Genomic DNA, 21,053 nt, shown 5'->3' with positions numbered 1-21,053 from the left:
AGGCTCATTGGGAGATTCGGTAGAAGTAGCGATGGCCGCACTGGTGGCAGGGTTCGATGCGAGTCACCCCCTCCAGGTCGACGACCGCATCGCAGTGCACACAGGCCATGCGTCCGGGGGCCGCCAACTCACCCTCGCAGTAATCGGCCCGGGCCGCCTCCAGGTCTTCGTTGAGTCGAGCATTCTCGACGATGCTGCGGTCGGCGATGGAGAACAGCGAATCCACCACCTTGCGCGACAACTGGTCGAGGTCGATGCCCAGCCAGGCGGCTACACCGCGCCCACCCGCCCGCAAGTAGCGCCGCATGTCCATCAGGTCGCGCTCGACCCAGGCACGCAGCAAGGCGAGTTCATCCTTGGTGAAGTCCTCCAGCTCGGCCTCGAATTCGACCGCCTCATCCAGTTCCCGCTGCAGGTTCTCCCAGGTCAGGTCGTCGGCGCCCTCACGCAGCCTGGCCAGCATGCGCTCGTAGCCCTCACGCAGCCGATGTTCGCGATGGGAGTCGGGACGTTCGCTCATGGTCATCTCCTCGAAGCGGCTTTCGGCATGGACCGGGCATGGCCCGGCCTGCCCTACTGGGGTATCCTTGGTTACCATTTAGACGCCATCCCGTCGTCAGTTCAACGTTTTATCGCATGGCTGCCGGCCGGCAATGACGCCGAACAATTTTCTGCGCAACCGCACGGCGCTTCCGCGCCAACACACTCTAAGGTCATTTCGAAAGCCGATGGACGCACAGTACAAGCCCTTTGAAATCGAACGCGACGCCCAGGACTTCTGGGAAAAGAACCAGTGCTTCAAGGCGGTGGAGGATGCCAGCCGAGAGAAGTTCTACTGCCTGTCGATGTTCCCCTACCCCAGTGGCAAGCTGCATATGGGGCACGTGCGCAACTACACCATCGGCGACGTGGTCTCGCGCTTCCAGCGCATGCAGGGCAAGAACGTGATGCAGCCCATGGGCTGGGATGCCTTCGGCATGCCGGCCGAGAACGCGGCGATTCAGAACCGGGTGCCGCCAGCCAAGTGGACCTACGACAACATCGACTACATGCGCCGCCAGCTCAAGGCGCTGGGGTTCGCCTACGACTGGAACCGCGAGTTCGCCACCTGCGATACCGACTACTACCGCTGGGAGCAGTGGTTCTTCGCCAAGCTGGTGGAAAAGGGGCTGGTCTACAAGAAGATGTCCACGGTCAACTGGGACCCGGTGGACCAGACCGTACTGGCCAACGAACAGGTCATCGAGGGTCGCGGCTGGCGCTCCGGCGCACTGGTGGAGCGCAAGGAAATCCCGCTGTGGTTCCTCAAGATCACCGACTACGCCGACGAGCTGCTCGCCGATCTCGACAAGATCGAGTGGCCCGAGCAGGTCAAGACCATGCAGCGCAACTGGATCGGCAAGTCGCGCGGCGTGGAACTCAGCTTCGACATCAGGAACGCGGACGGCAGCGCCGCCGAGCCGCTGTCGGTCTATACCACCCGCCCCGATACCCTTCTGGGCGTAACCTACGTGGCGGTTGCCGCTGGCCATCCGCTGGCCAGGACCGCGGCTGAAGACAACGCCGAACTGGCAGCCTTCTGCGAGGAGTGCGCTCGCGGTGGCACCTCCGAGGCGGAACTCGCCACCAAGGAGAAGAAAGGCATGGCCACCGGCCAGGTGGCGGTGCACCCACTGACCGGTCGCGAAGTGCCGGTGTACGTCGCCAACTTCGTACTGATGGAGTTCGGTACCGGCGCGGTCATGGCCGTTCCCGGCCACGACCAGCGCGACTGGGAGTTCGCCACCAAGTACGACCTGCCGATCGAGGCGGTGATCGCCGACGAAAACGGCCAGGCGCCTGACCTCTCGGAGGGCGCCTACGCCGAGTATGGCCGGGTGATCAACTCCGGTGAGTTCGACGGCCTGGACTTCGATGCCGCCTTCGAAGCCATCGCCGGCAGGCTGGCCGAGCTAGGTCGCGGCGAGGTAAAGATCAACTATCGCCTGCGCGACTGGGGCGTGGCCCGCCAGCGCTACTGGGGCGCACCGATCCCGGTCAAGTACGGCCCCGAGGGCCAGACCGTGCCGCTCTCCGACGACGAGCTGCCCGTCGCCCTGCCCATGGAAGTCACCGTCGACGCCAGCGGATCGCCGCTGAAGCGCATGCCCGAGTTCCATGACCTGGGTGACGGCTGGGTGCGCGAAACCGATACCTTCGATACCTTCATGGAGTCGTCCTGGTACTTCGCCCGCTTCTGCTGTGCCGACAATCGCGAAGCCATGCTCGACGAGCGTGCCGACTATTGGCTGCCGGTCGATCTCTATATCGGCGGTATCGAACATGCCATCCTGCATCTGCTTTACGCTCGCTTCTTCACCAAGCTGATGCGCGACCTGGGCCTGGTGAAGGTCGACGAGCCGTTCCAGCGCCTGCTCACCCAGGGCATGGTCATCGCCGAAACCTTCTACCGCTCGACACCGAACGGCGGCAAGGAGTGGTTCAATCCCGCCGATGTCGAGGTCCAGCGCGACGACAAGGGGCGCCCGGTCAGCGCGGTGCTGATCGCGGACGGCCAGCCGGTGGAGATGGGCGGCATCGAGAAGATGTCCAAGTCGAAGAACAACGGCGTCGACCCGCAGTCGATGATCGACCGTTTCGGCGCCGATACCGTGCGCCTGTTCATGATGTTCGCCGCCCCGCCGGAACAATCGCTCGAGTGGTCCGACTCCGGCGTCGAGGGTGCCAGCCGCTTCCTCAAGCGCCTGTGGCGCCTGGTCGCGGAGCACCTCGAGGCCGGTCAGCCGGGCAAGCTGGACGCCGAGGCGCTCAACGACACCCAGCGTGAACTGCGGCGCAAGACCCACGAGACGATCAAGAAGGCCAGCGACGACATCGGCCGGCGCACCACCTTCAACACAGCGATCGCTGCGGTAATGGAGCTGACCAACGCCCTTGCCAGGTTCGACGATGCCACGCCCCAGGGCCTGGCCGTGGCCCGCGAGGCCGTGGAAGCCTGCGTGCTGCTGCTGGCACCGATCACACCGCATGCCTGCCATGCGCTGTGGCACGAGCTGGGTCACGAGGAGCCGGCCATTGATACCTCCTGGCCGAAGGTGGACGAATCGGCCCTCGCACGCGATACCATCGAGCTGGTGGTACAGGTCAACGGCAAGCTGCGTGCCCGTATCGAGGTAGCCGCCGAGGCCCCCAAGGAAGCCATTGAAGCCGAAGCCTTCGCCGCCGAGAACGTCCAGCGTCACACCGAGGGCAAGACGGTACGCAAGGTGATCGTGGTACCGGGCAAACTGGTCAATATCGTGGTGAGCTGACGCAGACCGAACGGGAGCCCTCATGCAGCGACGCGAATTTCTCAACCTTGCCATGGCCGTCGGAGCGGCCATGGTACTGACCGGCTGCGGCTTTCGCCTGCGCGGCTTCGATACGTCGGGACTGGCCCTGGAAGAACTCGCTCTGGCGGGAGATGACAGTGAACTGGCCCGCCTGGTGGAAGAGCGCCTGGTAGCAGTCGGTACCCAGGTGCACGACAATGCCCCACTGGTGCTCAACCTCGGCCCGGAGACATTCCGTGAGCGCCAGCTGAGCGTTCTCGACAGCGGCCCGCAGGAGCGGGAAATGTCGCTCACGGTATCCTTCTCGGTACAACGGCGTAACGACGGTGCCTATCGGCTCTCCGAGCAGCGCCTCGAGGTATCGACTCGTTTCACCGTCAGCGACGACAACCTGCTGGCCCAGGACGAACTCCGTGAAGAAGCGCGCCAGGAACTGCGTCAGGAGGCCCAGCGACGCCTGTTCGAGCGTCTGCGCTCACTGACCGACGGCTCGTGAAAACACGCTCCCGTGACCCCAATCGTGCGAGTTTTATCCAGCAGGCACCCCATCCAGACAGGATCATGAAGGCACTCTCATGAAGGTCTTTGCCGACAAGCTGCCGGAAGCGCTGGTCAAGAAACTGCCCCCGGTGGTGATCGTGGCCGGCGAGGAGCCGCTGCAGCACATGGAAGCCTGCGACGCCGTACGCAGTGCGGCCCGTGAGAGGGGCATCGAAGAGCGGGACATTCTTCATGTGGAAGCCAACTTCGCCTGGGGGCGGCTGCGCGAGGCTGCCGCCAGCCTGTCGCTGTTCGCCTCGAGCAAGTTGATCGAGCTGCGCCTGGGCAATCAGAACCTCGGCCAGGAGGGCGCCAAGGCACTGAAGGAGTACGCTGACGCCCCGGGCAACCGCGACAATGTCTTGCTCGTCAGTATGGGCAAGCTCGATTTCCGCCAGCAGAAGAGCGCCTGGTTCCAGGCGCTCGACAAGCTCGGGGTGTTCGTCCCGGTGTGGCCGGTGGACGTGGCGCGGCTGGGCTTCTGGCTACGCGACCGCGCCGAGCGCCACGGCCTGACTCTCGATCTGGATGCCGCCCGTTTGCTCGGCGAGCGTACCGAAGGCAATCTCCTCGCGGCGGATCAGGAACTGCAGAAGCTGGCCCTGCTATTGCCGCCCGGTAGCCGCATCGGCCCCGGCCAAATTGCGGGGGGTGTGGAGGACAGCGCGCGCTATGACGTCTTCACCCTGGCCGATGCCTGCCTCAAGGGCGAGCGCGAGCGCGTCTCACGCATCATCCATGGCCTGCGTGGCGAAGGCATCGAAGCCCCCATCGTATTGTGGGCGCTGAATCGCGAGCTACGCACCCTGCTGTCGTTGCATCAGCACCTCGATCAAGGCCAGAGCTTCGAACACGCCTGCAAGGCGCAGAAACCGGCCATCTTCGACAAGCGCCGTCCTGCCTACCAGCAAGCCATCGGCCGTCTGCCCCGCAAGCGCCTGCACAAACTGCTGCTGTTTTCCCAGCGCCTCGACCTCTCGATCAAGGGAGCCGCCAACTTGCCGCTGTGGGAGGGGCTGCACGACCTGGCCCTGACGCTGGCCGGTGGCCGCGGCCTGCTTGCCGAATTGCCTTCTTCCTACCGTGTAGGTTGAGACGGCCGCACCCGCTCCGGAAAGCCCGCACATTGGATTATGCAAGGGCATGAAATTTCACGTGCTTTCTGCTTATACTTATAAAGCATCGTTGGAGCACGTGGATGACTGCGCTCACTGAACCGGGAGCGCTGGATCATTCAAGAGCCGGAAGCCTTTTCCGATAAAGAAGGAACATTGATCATGAAAACCCTCCGCCGCTTTCTCAGTCCCCTGCTGATCCTGGCCCTGGTGCTCGGCAGCGTATCGGTTTCGGCCGCCCCGCTTCCCACCAGTGAACTGGTCTCCACCCAGGCGGCTCTCTCGGCAGAGCGTGGCGATGCCGACCGGGAGCGCATCAACGAGATCCTGTCCCGGACCGAGGTCCAGGAGCAGCTCGTCGCCCAGGGCGTCGACCTGGCCGAAGTCGAAGCCCGCGTGGCCGCACTCTCCGATGAAGAGGCTCGTCAGATGGCTGAGCAGCTCGACCAGTTGCCTGCCGGCGCCAGCGTCGTCGGCGCCCTGCTGCTCGTCTTCCTCGTCCTGCTGGTCACCGACATCTTGGGTCTGACCAACGTCTTCCCCTTCACACGCTGATGGGAAACGTCATGCAAGACCGTTTCAAGCCAGTCTGCAAGAACGCCCGCCTAGCGGGCGTTCTTCTGTTGAGCCTGTGGCTGCTGATACTGACGGGTTGTGCCGCCACGCCACGCCTCGCCGCAAACACCGAGCAGACGCTGCCGCGAGAAGCCATGATCGAAGGCGTACCTTTCCACGCCCAGCGCGAATACCAGTGCGGTCCCGCCTCACTGGCCATGGTGCTCAACCACGACGGCGTGGACGTGGCCATGGAACGCCTGATACCACAGGTGTTCATCCCCGGTCGCGAGGGCAGCGTACAGCCCGAGATGCTCGCCACTGTCAGGCGCCATGGCCGCATCCCCTACGTGTTGAACGACAGTCTCGATGCCCTGCTTACCGAAATCGCCGCCGGCCATCCAGTAGTGGTCATGCAGAACCTTTCGCTGCCGGCCTGGCCTATGTGGCATTACGCCGTCGCCATCGGCTACGATCTGGAGGCCAGTGAGCTCATCCTGCACAGCGGCGAGGAAGCGGAACGCATCGAATCGTTTCGCCGCTTCGATGCAACCTGGGCACGCAGCGAACGTTGGGCCTTCGTCGCACTGTCGCCCGGCGAACTGCCCAGTGGTGTCAGCGAGCAGCGTGCCTTGCAGGCCATCTCTGCCTTCGAGCAGGTTCATGGGGCCGGCGCCACGCTACCCGCCTGGGAAGCCTTCACGGCGCGCTTTTCCGCGTCCAGCATGGGCCACTTTGCCCTGGGCAACGCCCGCTACGCGACGGGAGATGCACCAGGCGCCATCGAGGCATTTCGTACTTCAGTGGCACACCGGGACGACTTGGGCGTAGCATGGCTGAATCTGGGGTTGGTGCTGCTGGCCCAAGGGGAAACCGACGAGGCCCGCCAGGCACTGGGGCGTGCCGCTGAGCTGCCCGGCGACTGGCAGCCACGCGCCCGGGAGGCCCTGGAACGGTTGTAGCGTTTCGACAGCAAAGGGAGACGGCGTGAGCTACGAGATCGTACTCAAGCGAATCTACAGCCCGAGCGAACCCACCGACGGCGCCCGGGTTCTGGTCGATCGCCTCTGGCCTCGCGGCAAACGCCGCGAGAGCCTCGATCTGACCGAGTGGTATCGTGATGCATCACCCTCGCCTCTGCTGCGGCGGCAGCTCCACGAGGGCGAGATCAGTGCGGCCGTCTTTGCCGTGCGCTATCGCGGCGAGCTGCGCGACGATCCGGCAAGTCTCGTCCCCTTGATGCGCTATGCCCGCCAGGGCAAGTTGACGCTGCTTTCCGCCGCACGCAACCTGGAAGAATCCTATCTTCCATTGCTGCAGCAGGCCCTGCTGGAGACACTGCGAGATGAGGATATGGAGGATCTCGAGCCTGCCTCGCCGCCGTGTTACCGGCATCAGCTCAAGGAGGAGTGAGCGTCGCCTTCTTCTCCTGTCAGGTCCAGCCATGCATAACGCAAACGCCGGTCTAGCGACCGGCGGGAATGAGGAGAGCTGATGCCTGGACCAGGTCAGAAGACTCTGTTCAGTCCATTCTGGGCCGCAACCCGGTAGGCCTCGGCCATGGTGGGATAGTTGAAGGTCGTGTTGACGAAATACTTGAGGGTATTCGCCTCCCCCTTCTGTTGCATGATCGCCTGGCCGATATGGACGATTTCCGAAGCCTGATCGCCAAAGCAGTGAATACCGTAGATCTCCAAGGTGTCCTGATGGAACAAGATCTTGAGCATGCCCACGGTATCGCCGGTGATCTGGGCACGAGCGGTATCCTTGAAGAAGGCCTGCGCCACCTCATAAGGCACCTTGGCCTCGGTCAGCTCGCGCTCGGAGCGGCCGAAAGAGCTGATCTCGGGAATGGTATAGATCCCGGTAGGCACTTCATTGACATAGCGATAATCGCGCTCGAGCAGTTCGTCGCAGGCATTCAATCCCTGATCGTAGGCCGCACTCGCCAGGCTCGGCCAGCCGATCACGTCGCCGGCAGCGTAGATGTGCGGGATGGCAGTACGGTAATGGTCGTCGACCTGTAGCTGACCGCGGCCATTGGCTTCAAGGCCGATGTTCTCGAGACCCAGTTCGTCAGTGTTACCGGTACGGCCATTGGCCCACAGGAAGGCATCCGCGCGCAGCTTCTTGCCCGACTTGAGGTACAGCACCACGCCGGACTCATCCCCTTCGACCCGCTCATATTCTTCGTTGTGTCGAATCAGTACACCGTGCTTGCGCAGGTGGTAGGAGAGCGCATCGGAAATCTCGTCGTCGAGGAACGAGAGCAGGCTGTCGCGGCTATTGATGAGATCGACCTTCACCCCCAGCCCCGAGAATATCGAGGCGTATTCACAGCCGATCACGCCGGCACCGAAAATGATCAGGGTACGCGGCGTATGCGAGAGACTCAGAATGGTGTCGGAATCATAGATTCGTGGATGGCGAAAATTGATGTCGGCGGGGCGATAGGGACGCGAGCCGGTGGCAATGACGATCTTCTGGGCCACCAGTTCCTCCAGCGCTTCCTGCCGATCACGGATCAACAATGTGTGCTCGTCCTTGAAACGCGCCACGCCGCTAAAAAGGTCGATACGGTTGCGAGCATAGAACTTGGTGCGCATCTCGACCTGCTGGTCGATGGTGATGCGGGAACGCTCCATCACCTTGGGAAAGGAAAACCAGCGCGGCTCCCCGATATCACGGAACATACGGTTGGTGTTGAACTGCATGATCTGCTTGACCTGGTGGCGTAATGCCTTGGAGGGGATGGTTCCCCAATGAGTGCAGTTGCCGCCGAGGACCGGTTGCTTCTCCACCACCGCGACACGCTTACCATGCTTGGCGGCGTTGATGGCGGCGCTCTCGCCGGCGGGTCCGGTGCCAATTACCACCACGTCATAGTTATGGACTGCCATGAGTTCTCGCGTCTCCTTTCCCTTGTCGTTCAAGTCGTCCGGCTCTCGTGCTCAGCGCCTGGTAGCATCGTAGCCCAGGTCCGCCCCACGGCTCTCGTCACTGCTGCGCCGCGCGCTGACCGACGCTCCCTTACGCTTGCGACTCTCCTCCTCGCAGATCTCATCCTTGCCACCGCAGATATCGCAGCCTTCCTTGAGGCCGAGCTTGTTGAGTCCCCCACAGGAGCCGGCAATGGGCTTGCGCCCCATGATCACGCCAATGGCCATGGCCGCCATGATCAACAGCATGAAGCCCAGCACGACGAGGAAAGTAGTCATCAGGTCACACTCCTTGCGACTATGGCTCGAGCCAAGGCTCGAGAGCCGCAGTATGATGGATTTCAATACTCTGTGGTGTCTTGACAATAACTCTTGCGGCACTATCCATGGCTACGGCCAGCGTCAGCGCCTCTTCGGGCCTGGCATGCATCAATCGGTTTGCCTGCTCCATGGCCTCGCTGGCACTCGGCGCAACGACACTCACAGCCAATAGCGTCGACAGCGAAACCAGGGGCATGCCGTCCTGCTGCGCAAAACGGCGCACCAATGCAGCATTCTCCAAGCGTAACCGATGTGCGCCATCCGGATCGGGAAGCCCCGCCTGCTCCAGCGACAGGCGCCAGCCCCCCATGGGCGGTACACCTTGGCCCCGTACCACGCCCCCCACCTCGACCAGCATGGCAGAGGGAGAGAAACGCTGGGCGTCCAGCCACAGCGTCAGCCGATCGACGGCCAACGCATGGACCAAACGATCCATTTCCCGATTCAGCGACGCCGCCGGCGATAGCCACAGCCAGCCAAAGGCGGCATCCATGGCGTGCAGAAAGCCGCTTCGCTGCCGTTCGAGGCTTGCCAGTTCACCTTGTATGCCGGCCTCGAGTTCGAGCGCCTGTTCAGCGCCGAGGTCTGCATACAGGGTGATGTGGTAGCCCGTTCCCAGAGCCGTGCCCTGATAGAGGTACTCGTTGGATGGGTCACGACAAGCACTGAGCGCCACGACCAGGAACAGCGAGAGAAGGAGCCGGGCCGGCCCATGCAGGGCCAGCCCGGTGAGTCGCCCGTAGGCGAAGGGGATCATCCGCCAAAGTCGTCCAGCAGGATGTTCTCGGGTTCGACCCCCAGGTCGAGCAGCATCTTGATCACGGATGCATTCATCATGGGCGGCCCACACATGTAGTACTCGCAATCCTCGGGAGCCGGATGGTCCTTGAGGTAGTTCTCGTACAGCACGTTGTGGATGAACCCGGTGGGCCCGGTCCAGTTGTCCTCGGGCAGCGGGTCGGAGAGCGCCAGGTGCCACTCGAAGTTGGGGAACTCCTCGGCCAGCTGATCGTACTCGTCGTTGTAGAAGGTTTCGCGCCAGGAACGCGCACCGTACCAGAACGAGATCTTGCGCTGGCTCTTGAGCCGCTTGAGCTGGTCGAAGATATGGCTGCGCATCGGTGCCATGCCCGCACCACCGCCGACGAAGACCATCTCGGCATCGGTGTCCTTGGCGAAGAACTCGCCGAAGGGCCCCATCACGGTGACCTTGTCGCCCGGCTTCAGGCTGAAGACGTAGGTCGACATCAGGCCCGGCGGATGACTGGTGCCGGGAGGCGGCGTAGCGATGCGGATATTGAACTTGAGGATGCCCTTCTCTTCCGGGTAGTTCGCCATCGAGTAGGCGCGGATGACTTCCTCGGTGTTCTTGTGGGAGATCTTGAACAGATCGAATTTCTCCCAGTCGCCGCGATACTCTTCCTCGATGTCGAAGTCGGAGAACTTGATGTCGTAGGGCGGCGCCACCAGTTGGACGTAGCCGCCGGCGCGGAAGTCGACGTTCTCACCCTCAGGCAGCTTGAGGTTGAGTTCCTTGATGAAGGTAGCAACGTTGGGATTGCCGATGACCTCGCACTCCCACTTCTTGACGCCGAAGACCTCCTCGGGCACCTCGACCTTCATGTCCTGCTTCACCGGCACCTGGCAGGAGAGACGCCAGCCCTCCTTCTTCTCGCGCATGGTGAAGTGGGACTCTTCGGTCGGCAGGATCGCCCCGCCGCCCTCTTCCACGCGGCACTTGCACTGGGCGCAAGAGCCGCCGCCGCCACAGGCGGAGGAGAGGAAGATGCCGTTGGCTGCCAGCGTGTTGAGCAGCTTGCCTCCAGCCTGGGTGGTAATGGTGTGCTCCGGGTCGCCGTTGACCTCAATGGTCACGTCACCGGTGCTGACGAGCTTGCTGCGGGCTGCCAGGATCACCAGGACGAGGCCGATGACGACCACGGTGAACATGAACACACCGAGCAAGATGACTGATGTTCCAACCATGTCGGTTTCCTATTTGCTGTATGACCTGTTGTCCGGCGGTGCGGACACCGCCGAAACGCGCCTCAGAGCTGGATGCCCGAGAAGGACATGAAGCCCAGCGACATCAGACCCACGGTGATGAAGGTGATGCCCAGCCCCTGCAGGCCACCCGGCACGTCGCTGTACTTGAGCCGCTCACGGATGCCCGCCAGGGCGGTAATGGCCAGCGCCCAGCCCACGCCGGAGCCGAGGCCATACACCACGGACTCACCGAAGCCGTAGTTGCGCTCGACCATGAACAGCACGCCACCAAGGATGGCGCAGTTCACGGTGATCAGCGGCAGGAACACGCCCAGCGCGTTGTAGAGTACCGGCACGTACTTGTCGAGGAACATCTCGAGGATCTGCACCAGGGCGGCAATGACGCCGATGTAGGAAAGCAGTCCCAGGAACGACAGGTCGATGTTCTCGGCACCGGCGATACCGGTCCAGGTCAGGGCCCCTTCAGCCAGCAGCGCGTTGTAGATCACGTTGTTGACCGGCACGGAGATGGTCAGCACCACGATGACCGCAATGCCGAGACCGAAGGCCGCCGAAACCTTCTTGGAAACCGCCAGGAAGGTACACATGCCGAGGAAGAACGCCAGGGCCAGGTTCTCGACGAAGACCGAGGCGACGAACAGGCTGATATAGTGCTCCATGTTACACGGCCTCCTTCGGCTTGGTGTTTTCCTTCATCTTGAACTCATTCGCCTCGACCTGCTCCGGATGCGTGGAACGCAGCGCCCAGATGATCAGGCCGATGATGAAGAACGCCGAGGGCGGCAGCAGCATCAGACCGTTGGGCACGTACCAGCCACCATCCTGCACCGGATGCAGCACGGAGAAGCCGAAAACGCTGCCCGAGCCGAACAGCTCACGGAAGAATCCCACGACCATCAGGATGAAACCGTAGCCGAGGCCGTTGCCGATGCCATCCAGGAAGGAAAGACCCGGGCTGTTCTGCATGGCAAAGCCTTCGGCACGCCCCATCACGATGCAGTTGGTGATGATCAGGCCGACGAACACCGAGAGCTGCTTGGACATCTCGTAGGCGAACGCCTTGAGCACCTGATCCACCACGATCACCAACGAAGCGATGATCGTCATCTGCACGATGATACGGATCGACGAAGGAATGTGATGCCGGATCAACGATACGAACAGGTTGGAGAAGGCCGTCACGAAGATAACGGCCATGGACATGACCAGCGACACGCTCATGCTGGTCGTCACCGCCAGCGCCGAGCAGATACCGAGTACCTGCAGGGCGATGGGGTTGTTATTGAAGATCGGGGTCGTCAGGACGCCCTTGGGAGTCACAGCGGACATTTTCAGGCTCCTTAAGCTTCAGCTTCGAGTTCGACGTCGGCTTCCTGAGCCTCGCCCGGTTCGACGCCTGTGCGGAATCTCGCCAGGTACTCACCAAAGCCCTCCGGGCTCAACCAGAACTGCAGCATGTTGGTGACGCCATTGGAGGTCAAGGTGGCACCCGACAGGCCGTCCACCTGATGCTCGTTGGCAGCGCTACCCCGTGCCACGCGAATGGCCGGTGTCACGCTTTCGGCATCGGCGAAGATCTGCTTGCCTTCCCACTGGGCCTGCCAGCGCGGATTGTTGACCTCCGCACCGAGCCCAGGCGTCTCGCTATGCTCGTAGTAGGTGATACCGACGATGGTGTTGCCATTGCCCTCGACCGACATGTAGCCGCGCATCAACCCCCACAGGCCCTGGCCACGAATGGGCAGGATGATCTGCTCGGGATCGTCGGGATCGCCCACCAGGTAGACGGTGGCGAAGTTCTCGACACGGGTCAGGCCGGCAATGTCGCGATCGCCCGAAAGCGCGCGCCCAGTGGCGGGATCGCGGGCGGCCTGGAAGTGGTCGAAGGTCTGCGGATCGAACTCATCGGTGTACTCACCGCTGCGCATGTCCACCACCCGCGGAGTGATCTCGCGGAAGGCGGCCTCTACATCCATGCCCGGCTCGTAAAGGTTGGCCACGCTGAGGATGTTGGTCTTGCGGTCGAGCTCTTCGTTGAGCTGCTGCATCGGACGCAACGCCACCGCAGCGGTGGAGACGATAACCGAACACACGATACAGAGTGCGAACGCCACCGTGAGGATCTTCTTGATGGTGTTATTGCTCTGTGCCATTTAGACGGTCTCCTCGGCCGGCACACCAGTGCGCTGCAGACGGCGCTTGATGTTGGCCTGAACAAAGAAGTGATCGATCAGCGGCGCGAACAGGTTGGCGAACAGGATCGCCAGCATGATGCCCTCGGGGAAGGCCGGGTTGACCACACGGATCAGCACCGTCATCACGCCGATCAGCACGCCGAAGATCAGTCGGCCCTGATTGGTCATCGAAGCGGAAACCGGATCGGTGGCCATGAACACCATGCCGAAGGCAAAACCACCAATGACCAGATGCCAATACCAGGGCATCGCGAACATCGGGTTGGTTTCGGAGCCAATCAGGTTGAACAGCGCGCTGGTCGCCGCCATGCCGATGAAGCAGCCCAGCATGATTCGCCACGAGGCGATCTTGGTCCACAACAGCACCGCGGCACCCAGCAAAATCGCCAATGTCGAGACCTCACCCACGGAACCGGGCACGAAGCCGATGAAGGCATCCCACCAGCTGTACTGCGAGGTCAGCTCGGCCATGCTCTCCTGGAAAGCGATGGAGAGCGGCGTTGCGCCGGTATAGCCATCGGCCGCCACCCATACCGCGTCGCCAGAGATCTGCGCCGGGTAGGCGAAGTAGAGGAAGGCACGACCGGTCAGCGCCGGGTTGAGGAAGTTCTTGCCGGTGCCGCCGAAGATCTCCTTGCCGATGACTACACCGAAGGTGATACCGAGCGCCACCTGCCACAGCGGGATGGTGGCCGGCAGGATCAGGGCGTAGAGCACGGAGGTGACGAAGAAGCCCTCGTTGACCTCATGGCCGCGCTTGACGGCGAAGACCACTTCCCAGAACCCGCCGACCGCGAAGGTCACCAGGTAGATCGGCAGGAAGTAGGTCGCACCGAGCACGAAGTTGGCCCACAGGCTGTCCGGGTTGTGGCCGGAAGCCAGGATCATCAGGATGGCTTCGCGCCAGCCGCCCATCGAAGCGTAGCCGTCGGCGATGGCGGCGTTGGCCATCCAGCCGGCATTCCACATGCCGAAGAACATGGCAGGGAAGGTGCACAGCCACACGGTGATCATGATGCGCTTGAGGTCGACACCGTCGCGCACGTGGGCCGTGGTCTTGGTCACGCTGGGGGGCGCATAGAAGATGGTGTCCACCGCTTCGTACAGCGGGTACCACTTCTCGTACTTGCCGCCCTTGTGGAAATGCGGTTCGAGATTGTCGAGTGTCTGTCGGATACCCATCATCAGGCCTCTTTCTCGATCATGGTGAGGTTGTCACGCAGGATGGGACCGTACTCGTACTTGCCCGGGCACACATAGGTGCACAGCGCCAGGTCCTCTTCATCCAGCTCCAGGCACCCGAGCTGCATGGCCACCTCGATGTCGCCGACGATCAGCGAGCGCAGCAACTGGGTCGGCAGAATATCCAACGGCATCACTTCCTCGTAGACGCCCACCGGCACCATGGCGCGCTCGGAGCCATTGGTGGAGGTGTTGGGCGCATAGTTGGAGAGCCCCTTGAACTTCGACAGGTAGATCCCCAGCACGGAGTGGCGGTTGTTGCCCGGCGACAGCCAGCCCATGAAGGCGCGCTTGTTGCCCTCTTCGAGCAGACTGATCTGGTTGTGGAAGCGGCCCAGGTAACGCAGTCCACCCTCCGCGGTAAACCCGGAGAACACCGAGCCGGAGATCACGCGCGTATCTTCCGGTTGGAGGATTTCCCCAGCCAACAGTTCCTCGGTGCTGGCACCGATTCGCGTGCGCAGCAGACGCGGCTTTTCGGCACGTGGGCCACCCACCGCCACCACCCGGTTGACATCGATCCGGCCTTCGCTGAAAAGCTTGCCGAAAGCGATCACGTCCTGATAGCCGATGTGCCAGACCTTACGGTGCAGCGCGACCGGAGACAGATAGTGGATATGGGTGCCGACGAGACCGGCCGGATGAGGACCACCGAAGGTTTCTACCTGCACGCCGGCCACGTCGCCGCCGGGAATTCGCGCGTCGGGCGCAGTACACAGGAATACCTTGCCCTGGGTTAGACTCGATAGCACCTTGAGCCCATCCTCGAAGGCCTCGGCCTGCTCGTTGATGATCTCGACGGGGTCGGGGCACAGCGGATGAGTATCGACGGCGGTGACGAAGATGTCGGCCGGCTCGCTGTCGATGGCCGGAGTGCGCGAGAAGGGGCGCGTGCGCAGTGCCGTCCACAGGCCCGATTCGACCAGTTGATCGACAACGGTCTGGCGCTCGAGGGACGCGAGCTTGTCACGCCCATGCGCCGTGAACTCGATCGCTTCTTCGTTCTCGTCGATCTGAATGACGACGGAGAGCAGCTTGCGCTTCTCGCCACGGTTGATGGCGACGACCTCACCGGCGGCTGGCGCCGTGAAGCGTACGCCTTCGTTCTTCTTGTCGGTGAAGAGGAGTTGGCCTAGTTTCACCTTGTCCCCTTCCCGGACCTCCATGGTCGGCTTCATGCCGACATAGTCGGTGCCCAGGATGGCCACGTGACGCACGGGTCGCGCATCCTCGATGCGCGGCTCGGGCGCCCCCATGATGGGGAGATCCAGGCCTTTCTTGACTTCGATCATAGTCTCGCCCAGTTGATGGATCGGAAATACGAAGGAAAGGGGTTCGAATGGATTCGAATTCTTGTTGAGTCAGTACGTTACCAGTCAGGCCCGAACGGACTTCGGACCACCCCGAAAAAATCCCCGGTATTATAAAGACAAGCGCGACCAAAGGCCACACGGCCTAAGGTCGCAAAAGCGGGCATAAAGCCGCTCTACGCCTGGCTTCGAAAGGGTTCAATAGGCGTTGAAAGGCTCTGGTTTCAGGCCGCCCTGAGCCCCAGGGCGAAGCGAGCCAGCCCCATGTCGGGACCAGCTCGGATGATGGGAAAGTGATTCAGGTCAGGAATTCCCGACCCACTGGGTCGGAATTGACCTCGGCCGGACTCAGGCCTGGACGCGCGGCAACTTGAGGAAGTTCACGTTCGAGATGTGCTGGAGAATGCGCACCACCTGACAGCTGTAGCCGAACTCGTTGTCGTACCACACGTAGAGTACCGCCTGCTTGCCATTGGCGATGGTCGCCTTGGCATCGACGATGCCGGCATGGCGGTTGCCGACGAAGTCCGAAGACACCACCTCGGGTGAATCGACGTAGTCGATCTGCTTCTGGTAGGCGGAGTCGATCGACATGCGACGCAGGTAGTCGTTGAGCGACTCGGCGTCGGTGTCGCGGCCCAGGGTCAGGTTGAGGATGGCCATGGAAACGTTGGGGATCGGCACGCGAATGGCATTGCCGGTGAGCTTGCCGGTGAGCTCGGGCAGTGCCTTGGCCACCGCCTTGGCGGCTCCGGTCTCGGTCAGCACCATGTTGAGCGGCGCGCTGCGGCCGCGGCGATCGCCCTTGTGGTAGTTGTCGATCAGGTTCTGGTCGTTGGTATAGGCGTGTACCGTCTCGACGTGGCCGGTCTCGATACCGTACTCGTCGTTGAGAACCTTGAGCACCGGCACGATGGCGTTGGTGGTACAGGAGGCCGCCGAGAGGATGGTATCGTCCTCGGCAATATCGCCATGATTGATGCCGAATACGATGTTCTTGATATCGCCTTTGCCCGGCGCGGTGAGCAGCGCCTTGGACACGCCCTTGCACTCCAGATGCTGGCCCAGGCCCGCCTCGTCGCGCCAGATACCGGTGTTGTCGACTACCACGGCATTGTCGATACCATAGGCGGTATAGTCGATGTCGCTCGGCTTGTCGGCGTAGATCACCTGGATGACGTTGCCGTTGGCGGTGATGGTCCGCGCCTCGTAGTCGACGCTGATGGTGCCGTCGAAGGGCCCGTGGACGGAATCGCGACGCAGCAGACTGGCGCGCTTTTCCAGGTCCTTGGCGATGTCGCCCCGGCCACGCACGACGATGGCGCGCAGGCGCAGCAGGTTGCCGCCGCCGGCCTTCTCCACCAACACGCGCGCCAGCAGACGACCGATGCGGCCAAAGCCGTAGAGTACTACGTCCTTGGGCTGGCCGTTGTTGCCGTCGGCATCGTGAGCGTCGACGATCTCGGCGAGTTCTTCGCGCAGGAAGGCCTTGGCATCGCCACCGCCACGCTTCTTGAAAGCCACGCCCAGCTTGCCCACGTCGACGTGGGCAGGCCCGAGATTGAGTTCGGTCATGGCCTGGACGAGCGGCAGGGTATCCTGCACCGAGAGTTCGGTGCCCTCAACCTTCCTGACGAAACGATGGTCCTTCAGGATACGGATCACCGAGCGATTGAACAGCGAGCGCCCGTAGAGGGTGGTGACCACGTTGTTGTGGCGGTAAAGGCTGCCGATTAGCGGAATCATCTGCTCGGCCAGTGCCTGGTTGTCGTGCCACTCCTGAAAAACGGTCTCGAGGGGTTGCTGACTCACGTGAAGCCTCTCTGGTAATCGAAAATTCAGGCCCATTATCCCGTTCGCGTTTCGGTGGGGCAATCGAAGGATGGTCGCAGGCGCTGTAGGGGGATTACAGGAATCGCGGCTTGACTACAAGCGCCGCATAGGGCTGGTATGATTCTCCTTTGTTCAAGCCATTGCTCCCAGCCTGGCATTGCGAACGGCCTATACGGCCAGCACACACGACTCCAGAAGCGTCCCGACGACATCATGCAATCATTCTCGCCGCTCGATCCGCCCCGCCCAACGGGAACTCGCGAAACCCTCTACTGGCAGACTCCGCCTGGCAGTGCGGCCGCCCTGGCCCTGGCCCACCTGGCCGACGATGCACCGCTGCTGGTCATCACTCCCGATACCGCCAGCGCACAGCGCCTCGAGAACGATCTGCATTTCTATGCCAAGGTTCCCGTGCTGCCCTTTCCCGACTGGGAAACGCTGCCCTACGACAGCTTCTCGCCACACCAGGACATCGTTTCGGCGCGCCTGCGCACCCTGCGCCGGCTCCAGGATGGCGAGCACGGCATCGTACTGGTACCGATCAACACCCTGATGCAGCGGCTGCCTCCGGTGGCGTACATTGCCGGCCGGGTACTCACTCTCGAAGTGGGCATGCGGCTGGATCGCGAAGGGCTTCGCGAAAGCCTGTCACGTGCCGGCTACCGCGCCGTGGAGACGGTCTACGAGCCGGGCGAGTACGCGCTGCGCGGCGCCCTGATCGATCTCTACCCCATGGGTAGTGAGAGCCCGCTACGTATCGATCTGTTCGACGACGAGATCGACACCCTGCGCCGCTTCGATCCCGACACCCAACGCAGCCAGGACAAGGTCGAGCGGGTGGAACTGCTGCCGGCGCATGAGTATTCGCTCTCGCGCAGTGCCATTGCCAGCTTCCGCGAAGGCTTCGAGACCCTGTTCGACGTCGATCCACGCCAGTGCCCCTTGTATGTCGACGCCTTGAAGGGCATTCCCTCTCCCGGCCTGGAACAGTATCTGCCGCTGTTCTTCGAAGAAACGGCTACGCTGTTCGACCATCTGGCCGAGGGCACCCGGGTGGCACTCCTCCCCGAGGCCTTCGCCGCCGCCGAACACCATTGGCAAGCCATCGAGAGCCGCTATGAGAATCTCGGTGTCGATCCCACCCGGCCACTGCTGCCACCCCACCGGGCCTTCATTCCCGTCGCCGAGGTGTTCGCCGCCATCAAGCGCCACCCACGTGTGGAGCTGACCGCCGATCGCAAGCATCCTCATGCCCTCGAGACAGCCTCCCGCCCCCTGCCGGAGGTGGCCGTCAATGCCCGTGCCAAGCAGCCGCTGGCCGCACTACAGGGCTTCCTGGGCGAGCATGGCAACACACGCGTGCTGTTCGTTGCCGAATCGCGTGGCCGTCGCGAGGCGCTGGAAGAAACCCTGGCTCCGCTGCACCTGGAACTCCCCCACACAGAGGGTTTCGATGCCTTTCGCCAGGACGACTCGCGCCTGGCCATCACCGCAGGCGAGGTCGGCACCGGGCTATGGCTACAGCAGCCCGACATCGCCGTGATCACCGAAACGGAGCTCTTCGGCGACGTCGTGCGCCAGAGCCGTCGCCGCGAGAAGGCGACCGACATGGGCGAATTGGCCATTCGCCACCTGGCCGAGCTGCGCCCGGGTACCCCAGTGGTGCACCAGACCCACGGCGTCGGCCGCTACCGCGGCCTGGAACGCCTGGAGGCCGGCGGCCAAGCCGCGGAGTTCGTCGCACTCGAGTACGCCGACGGCGCCAAGCTCTATGTCCCGGTGGACAACCTGCACCTCATTTCGCGCTACGCCGGCGCCGATGATGAGCTTGCCCCGCTACATCGCCTGGGCTCGGAGCAATGGGACAAGGCACGCCGCAAGGCGGCCGAGAAGATCCGCGACACGGCCGCCGAACTGCTCGATGTCTATGCTCGTCGTGAGGCCCGCGAAGGCTTTGCCTGCGCCCCGCCCGACAAGGAGTACGCCCGTTTCGCCGCCAGCTTCCCGTTCGAGGAAACGCCCGACCAGCGTGCCGCCATCGCCGCGGTGATCGGCGACATGACCGCACCCAGGCCGATGGATCGCGTAGTATGCGGCGATGTCGGCTTCGGCAAGACCGAGGTCGCCATGCGCGCCGCCTTCCTCGCCGTGCACTCGGAGCGCCAGGTAGTGGTATTGGTTCCGACCACCCTGCTTGCCCGACAGCACTACGAGAACTTCCGCGACCGCTTCGCCGATACGGCGGTGCAGATCGAGCTGGTCTCGCGTTTCACCGCCGGCAAGGGTCAGGCGGCCGCGCTCAAGCGCATCGAGAACGGCCAGACCGACATCGTGATCGGCACCCACAAGCTGCTGTCGAAATCGATGAAGCTGCCCAACATGGGCCTATTGATCATCGACGAGGAGCACCGCTTCGGCGTAGGCCAGAAGGAGCGCCTAAAAGAGCTGCGCGCCGAGGTCGACATCCTGACCCTCACCGCCACGCCGATCCCGCGTACGCTCAACATGGCCATGAGCGGCATTCGCGACCTGTCGATCATTGCCACGCCGCCGGCACGCCGCCTGTCGGTAAAGACTTTCGTCCAGCAGCGCGACGAGTCGATCATCAAGGAAGCGATCCTGCGCGAGATCCTGCGTGGCGGGCAGGTCTATTACCTACACAACGAGGTCAGGACCATCGAGATCGCCGCCGAGATCATCCGCGACCTAGTACCCGAAGCACGTGTCGCGGTGGCCCACGGCCAGCTCCCTGAACGCGCCTTGGAGCGGGTGATGTCCGACTTCTACCACAAGCGCTACAACGTGCTGGTTTGTTCCACCATCATCGAAACCGGTATCGACGTACCCAGCGCCAACACCATCATCATCGAGCGCGCCGACAAGTTTGGCCTGGCCCAGTTGCACCAACTGCGCGGTCGCGTGGGCAGAAGCCACCACCAAGCCTATGCCTACCTGCTCGCCCCGCCGCCACGGGCCATGACCAAGGATGCCGTCAAGCGCCTGGAGGCGATCGGCGCCGCCGAAGATCTCGGGGCAGGCTTCACCCTGGCCAGCCACGACATGGAGATCCGCGGTGCTGGCGAGCTACTCGGCGAGGAGCAAAGCGGCCAGATGGAAGCCATTGGCTATACCCTCTACATGGAGATGCTCGATCGCGCCGTAGCTGCGATCCGGGCGGGCAAGACGCCCAACATCGAGACACCACTGAGCGATGGCGTCGAGATCAGCCTCAACTTGCCTGCCCTCATACCCGACGACTACCTGCCCGACGTGCAGCAGCGCCTGGTGATGTACAAACGCATCGCGAGCGCCGCCGACGAGGCCGAGCTCAAGGAACTACAGGTGGAGATGATCGACCGATTCGGGCTGCTGCCGGCGGCGGTCAAGACTCTGATGCGCCAGACCCGCCTGCGCCAGCGTGCCGAACGCCTGGGTATCACGCGCCTGGAGGCCGGCCCGCAGCGCGGCCGGGTTATCTTCGGAGGCCAGACACGGGTCGACCCGCTGACGCTGGTCAAGATGATCCAGGCCGAGCCGCAGCGCTATCGGCTCGACGGCGCCGACACCCTGCGCTTCGAAGCGGACATGGAAAGGGAGGAAGCCCGCTTTCAGGCCGTCGAGCAGTTACTGGATGCCCTCAACCGCAAGGCCCAGGCCGCCTGAA

At 62.9% G+C, this 21,053-nt stretch carries 18 protein-coding genes; 7 read left to right on the top strand and 11 right to left on the bottom strand.

Going from position 1 to position 21,053, the window contains the following annotated elements; all coding sequences use genetic code 11:
- Positions 1-4: 4 nt before the first annotated feature.
- Positions 5-520, bottom strand: coding sequence for a zinc ribbon-containing protein (locus HOP51_RS06760; RefSeq protein ID WP_234273180.1), 516 nt, complete (start codon positions 518-520; stop codon positions 5-7).
- A gap of 208 nt (positions 521-728) precedes the next feature.
- Between HOP51_RS06760 and leuS the strand changes: the two genes are divergently transcribed.
- From leuS to HOP51_RS06730, 6 genes are all read left to right on the top strand, one after another.
- Positions 729-3,311, top strand: a complete 2,583-nt coding sequence (gene leuS / locus HOP51_RS06755; RefSeq protein WP_234273179.1) for a leucine--tRNA ligase — start codon at positions 729-731, stop codon at positions 3,309-3,311.
- Between the two features lie 22 nt (positions 3,312-3,333).
- The gene (locus HOP51_RS06750) at positions 3,334-3,828 is read left to right on the top strand and encodes an LPS-assembly lipoprotein LptE (protein ID WP_234273178.1); all 495 of its coding nucleotides are present in this window, start codon (positions 3,334-3,336) and stop codon (positions 3,826-3,828) included.
- Between the two features lie 79 nt (positions 3,829-3,907).
- The gene (gene holA / locus HOP51_RS06745; protein WP_234273177.1) at positions 3,908-4,966 is read left to right on the top strand and encodes a DNA polymerase III subunit delta; all 1,059 of its coding nucleotides are present in this window, start codon (positions 3,908-3,910) and stop codon (positions 4,964-4,966) included.
- A gap of 183 nt (positions 4,967-5,149) precedes the next feature.
- Positions 5,150-5,542, top strand: a complete 393-nt coding sequence (locus HOP51_RS06740) for a PA2779 family protein (RefSeq protein WP_234273176.1) — start codon at positions 5,150-5,152, stop codon at positions 5,540-5,542.
- Between the two features lie 11 nt (positions 5,543-5,553).
- A complete protein-coding gene (locus HOP51_RS06735; protein WP_234273175.1) occupies positions 5,554-6,504 on the top strand; it encodes a PA2778 family cysteine peptidase in 951 nt (316 codons plus the stop codon).
- Between the two features lie 25 nt (positions 6,505-6,529).
- Complete coding sequence (locus HOP51_RS06730) at positions 6,530-6,955, top strand: DUF488 domain-containing protein (protein WP_234273174.1); 426 nt, start codon at positions 6,530-6,532, stop codon at positions 6,953-6,955.
- Positions 6,956-7,050: 95 nt separating this feature from the next.
- Here HOP51_RS06730 and sthA read toward each other — a convergent pair whose 3' ends face one another.
- From sthA to HOP51_RS06680, 10 genes are all read right to left on the bottom strand, one after another.
- A complete protein-coding gene (sthA, locus tag HOP51_RS06725; protein WP_234273173.1) occupies positions 7,051-8,442 on the bottom strand; it encodes a Si-specific NAD(P)(+) transhydrogenase in 1,392 nt (463 codons plus the stop codon).
- 51 nt (positions 8,443-8,493) lie between these two features.
- Positions 8,494-8,760, bottom strand: coding sequence for a (Na+)-NQR maturation NqrM (gene nqrM / locus HOP51_RS06720; protein WP_234273172.1), 267 nt, complete (start codon positions 8,758-8,760; stop codon positions 8,494-8,496).
- A 19-nt stretch (positions 8,761-8,779) separates the two neighbouring features.
- Positions 8,780-9,559, bottom strand: a complete 780-nt coding sequence (locus HOP51_RS06715; RefSeq protein ID WP_234273171.1) for a hypothetical protein — start codon at positions 9,557-9,559, stop codon at positions 8,780-8,782.
- The gene (gene nqrF / locus HOP51_RS06710) at positions 9,556-10,788 is read right to left on the bottom strand and encodes an NADH:ubiquinone reductase (Na(+)-transporting) subunit F (protein WP_234273170.1); all 1,233 of its coding nucleotides are present in this window, start codon (positions 10,786-10,788) and stop codon (positions 9,556-9,558) included. The genes HOP51_RS06715 and nqrF overlap by 4 nt, the downstream gene beginning before the upstream one ends.
- A 62-nt stretch (positions 10,789-10,850) precedes the next feature.
- Positions 10,851-11,468 carry an NADH:ubiquinone reductase (Na(+)-transporting) subunit E gene (nqrE, locus tag HOP51_RS06705; RefSeq protein WP_159552935.1) on the bottom strand — a complete coding sequence of 206 codons (618 nt, stop codon included), beginning with the start codon at positions 11,466-11,468 and terminating at the stop codon, positions 10,851-10,853.
- 1 nt (position 11,469) lies between these two features.
- Entirely contained in the window at positions 11,470-12,138 is a 669-nt protein-coding gene (locus HOP51_RS06700) for an NADH:ubiquinone reductase (Na(+)-transporting) subunit D (protein ID WP_234273169.1), read from the bottom strand.
- Positions 12,139-12,149: 11 nt separating this feature from the next.
- Entirely contained in the window at positions 12,150-12,962 is an 813-nt protein-coding gene (locus tag HOP51_RS06695; RefSeq protein ID WP_234273168.1) for a Na(+)-translocating NADH-quinone reductase subunit C, read from the bottom strand.
- Positions 12,963-14,189: an NADH:ubiquinone reductase (Na(+)-transporting) subunit B gene (locus tag HOP51_RS06690; protein ID WP_234273167.1), complete on the bottom strand. Its 1,227-nt coding sequence runs from the start codon at positions 14,187-14,189 to the stop codon at positions 12,963-12,965.
- Positions 14,189-15,538 (bottom strand): Na(+)-translocating NADH-quinone reductase subunit A, encoded by a 1,350-nt coding sequence (locus HOP51_RS06685; protein WP_234273166.1) that lies wholly within the window; start codon positions 15,536-15,538, stop codon positions 14,189-14,191. The genes HOP51_RS06690 and HOP51_RS06685 overlap by 1 nt, the downstream gene beginning before the upstream one ends.
- 366 nt (positions 15,539-15,904) lie before the next feature.
- Positions 15,905-17,368: a glyceraldehyde-3-phosphate dehydrogenase gene (locus tag HOP51_RS06680; protein ID WP_234273165.1), complete on the bottom strand. Its 1,464-nt coding sequence runs from the start codon at positions 17,366-17,368 to the stop codon at positions 15,905-15,907.
- A gap of 234 nt (positions 17,369-17,602) precedes the next feature.
- Between HOP51_RS06680 and mfd the strand changes: the two genes are divergently transcribed.
- Positions 17,603-21,052 carry a transcription-repair coupling factor gene (gene mfd, locus HOP51_RS06675; protein ID WP_234273164.1) on the top strand — a complete coding sequence of 1,150 codons (3,450 nt, stop codon included), beginning with the start codon at positions 17,603-17,605 and terminating at the stop codon, positions 21,050-21,052.
- Position 21,053 lies beyond the last annotated feature (1 nt).

Origin of the sequence: Billgrantia zhangzhouensis (assembly GCF_021404465.1) — a bacterium.
GTDB lineage: Bacteria > Pseudomonadota > Gammaproteobacteria > Pseudomonadales > Halomonadaceae > Halomonas > Halomonas zhangzhouensis.
This window is presented reverse-complemented; position numbering and strand designations above follow the sequence as displayed.

Coding starts and splice junctions, on each gene's coding strand:
- HOP51_RS06760 (WP_234273180.1), bottom strand. CDS start 520: ATGAGCGAACGTCCCGACTCCCATCGCGAACATCGGCTGCGTGAGGGC.
- leuS (WP_234273179.1), top strand. CDS start 729: ATGGACGCACAGTACAAGCCCTTTGAAATCGAACGCGACGCCCAGGAC.
- HOP51_RS06750 (WP_234273178.1), top strand. CDS start 3,334: ATGCAGCGACGCGAATTTCTCAACCTTGCCATGGCCGTCGGAGCGGCC.
- holA (WP_234273177.1), top strand. CDS start 3,908: ATGAAGGTCTTTGCCGACAAGCTGCCGGAAGCGCTGGTCAAGAAACTG.
- HOP51_RS06740 (WP_234273176.1), top strand. CDS start 5,150: ATGAAAACCCTCCGCCGCTTTCTCAGTCCCCTGCTGATCCTGGCCCTG.
- HOP51_RS06735 (WP_234273175.1), top strand. CDS start 5,554: ATGCAAGACCGTTTCAAGCCAGTCTGCAAGAACGCCCGCCTAGCGGGC.
- sthA (WP_234273173.1), bottom strand. CDS start 8,442: ATGGCAGTCCATAACTATGACGTGGTGGTAATTGGCACCGGACCCGCC.
- nqrM (WP_234273172.1), bottom strand. CDS start 8,760: ATGACTACTTTCCTCGTCGTGCTGGGCTTCATGCTGTTGATCATGGCG.
- HOP51_RS06715 (WP_234273171.1), bottom strand. CDS start 9,559: ATGATCCCCTTCGCCTACGGGCGACTCACCGGGCTGGCCCTGCATGGG.
- nqrF (WP_234273170.1), bottom strand. CDS start 10,788: ATGGTTGGAACATCAGTCATCTTGCTCGGTGTGTTCATGTTCACCGTG.
- nqrE (WP_159552935.1), bottom strand. CDS start 11,468: ATGGAGCACTATATCAGCCTGTTCGTCGCCTCGGTCTTCGTCGAGAAC.
- HOP51_RS06700 (WP_234273169.1), bottom strand. CDS start 12,138: ATGTCCGCTGTGACTCCCAAGGGCGTCCTGACGACCCCGATCTTCAAT.
- HOP51_RS06695 (WP_234273168.1), bottom strand. CDS start 12,962: ATGGCACAGAGCAATAACACCATCAAGAAGATCCTCACGGTGGCGTTC.
- HOP51_RS06690 (WP_234273167.1), bottom strand. CDS start 14,189: ATGATGGGTATCCGACAGACACTCGACAATCTCGAACCGCATTTCCAC.
- HOP51_RS06685 (WP_234273166.1), bottom strand. CDS start 15,538: ATGATCGAAGTCAAGAAAGGCCTGGATCTCCCCATCATGGGGGCGCCC.
- mfd (WP_234273164.1), top strand. CDS start 17,603: ATGCAATCATTCTCGCCGCTCGATCCGCCCCGCCCAACGGGAACTCGC.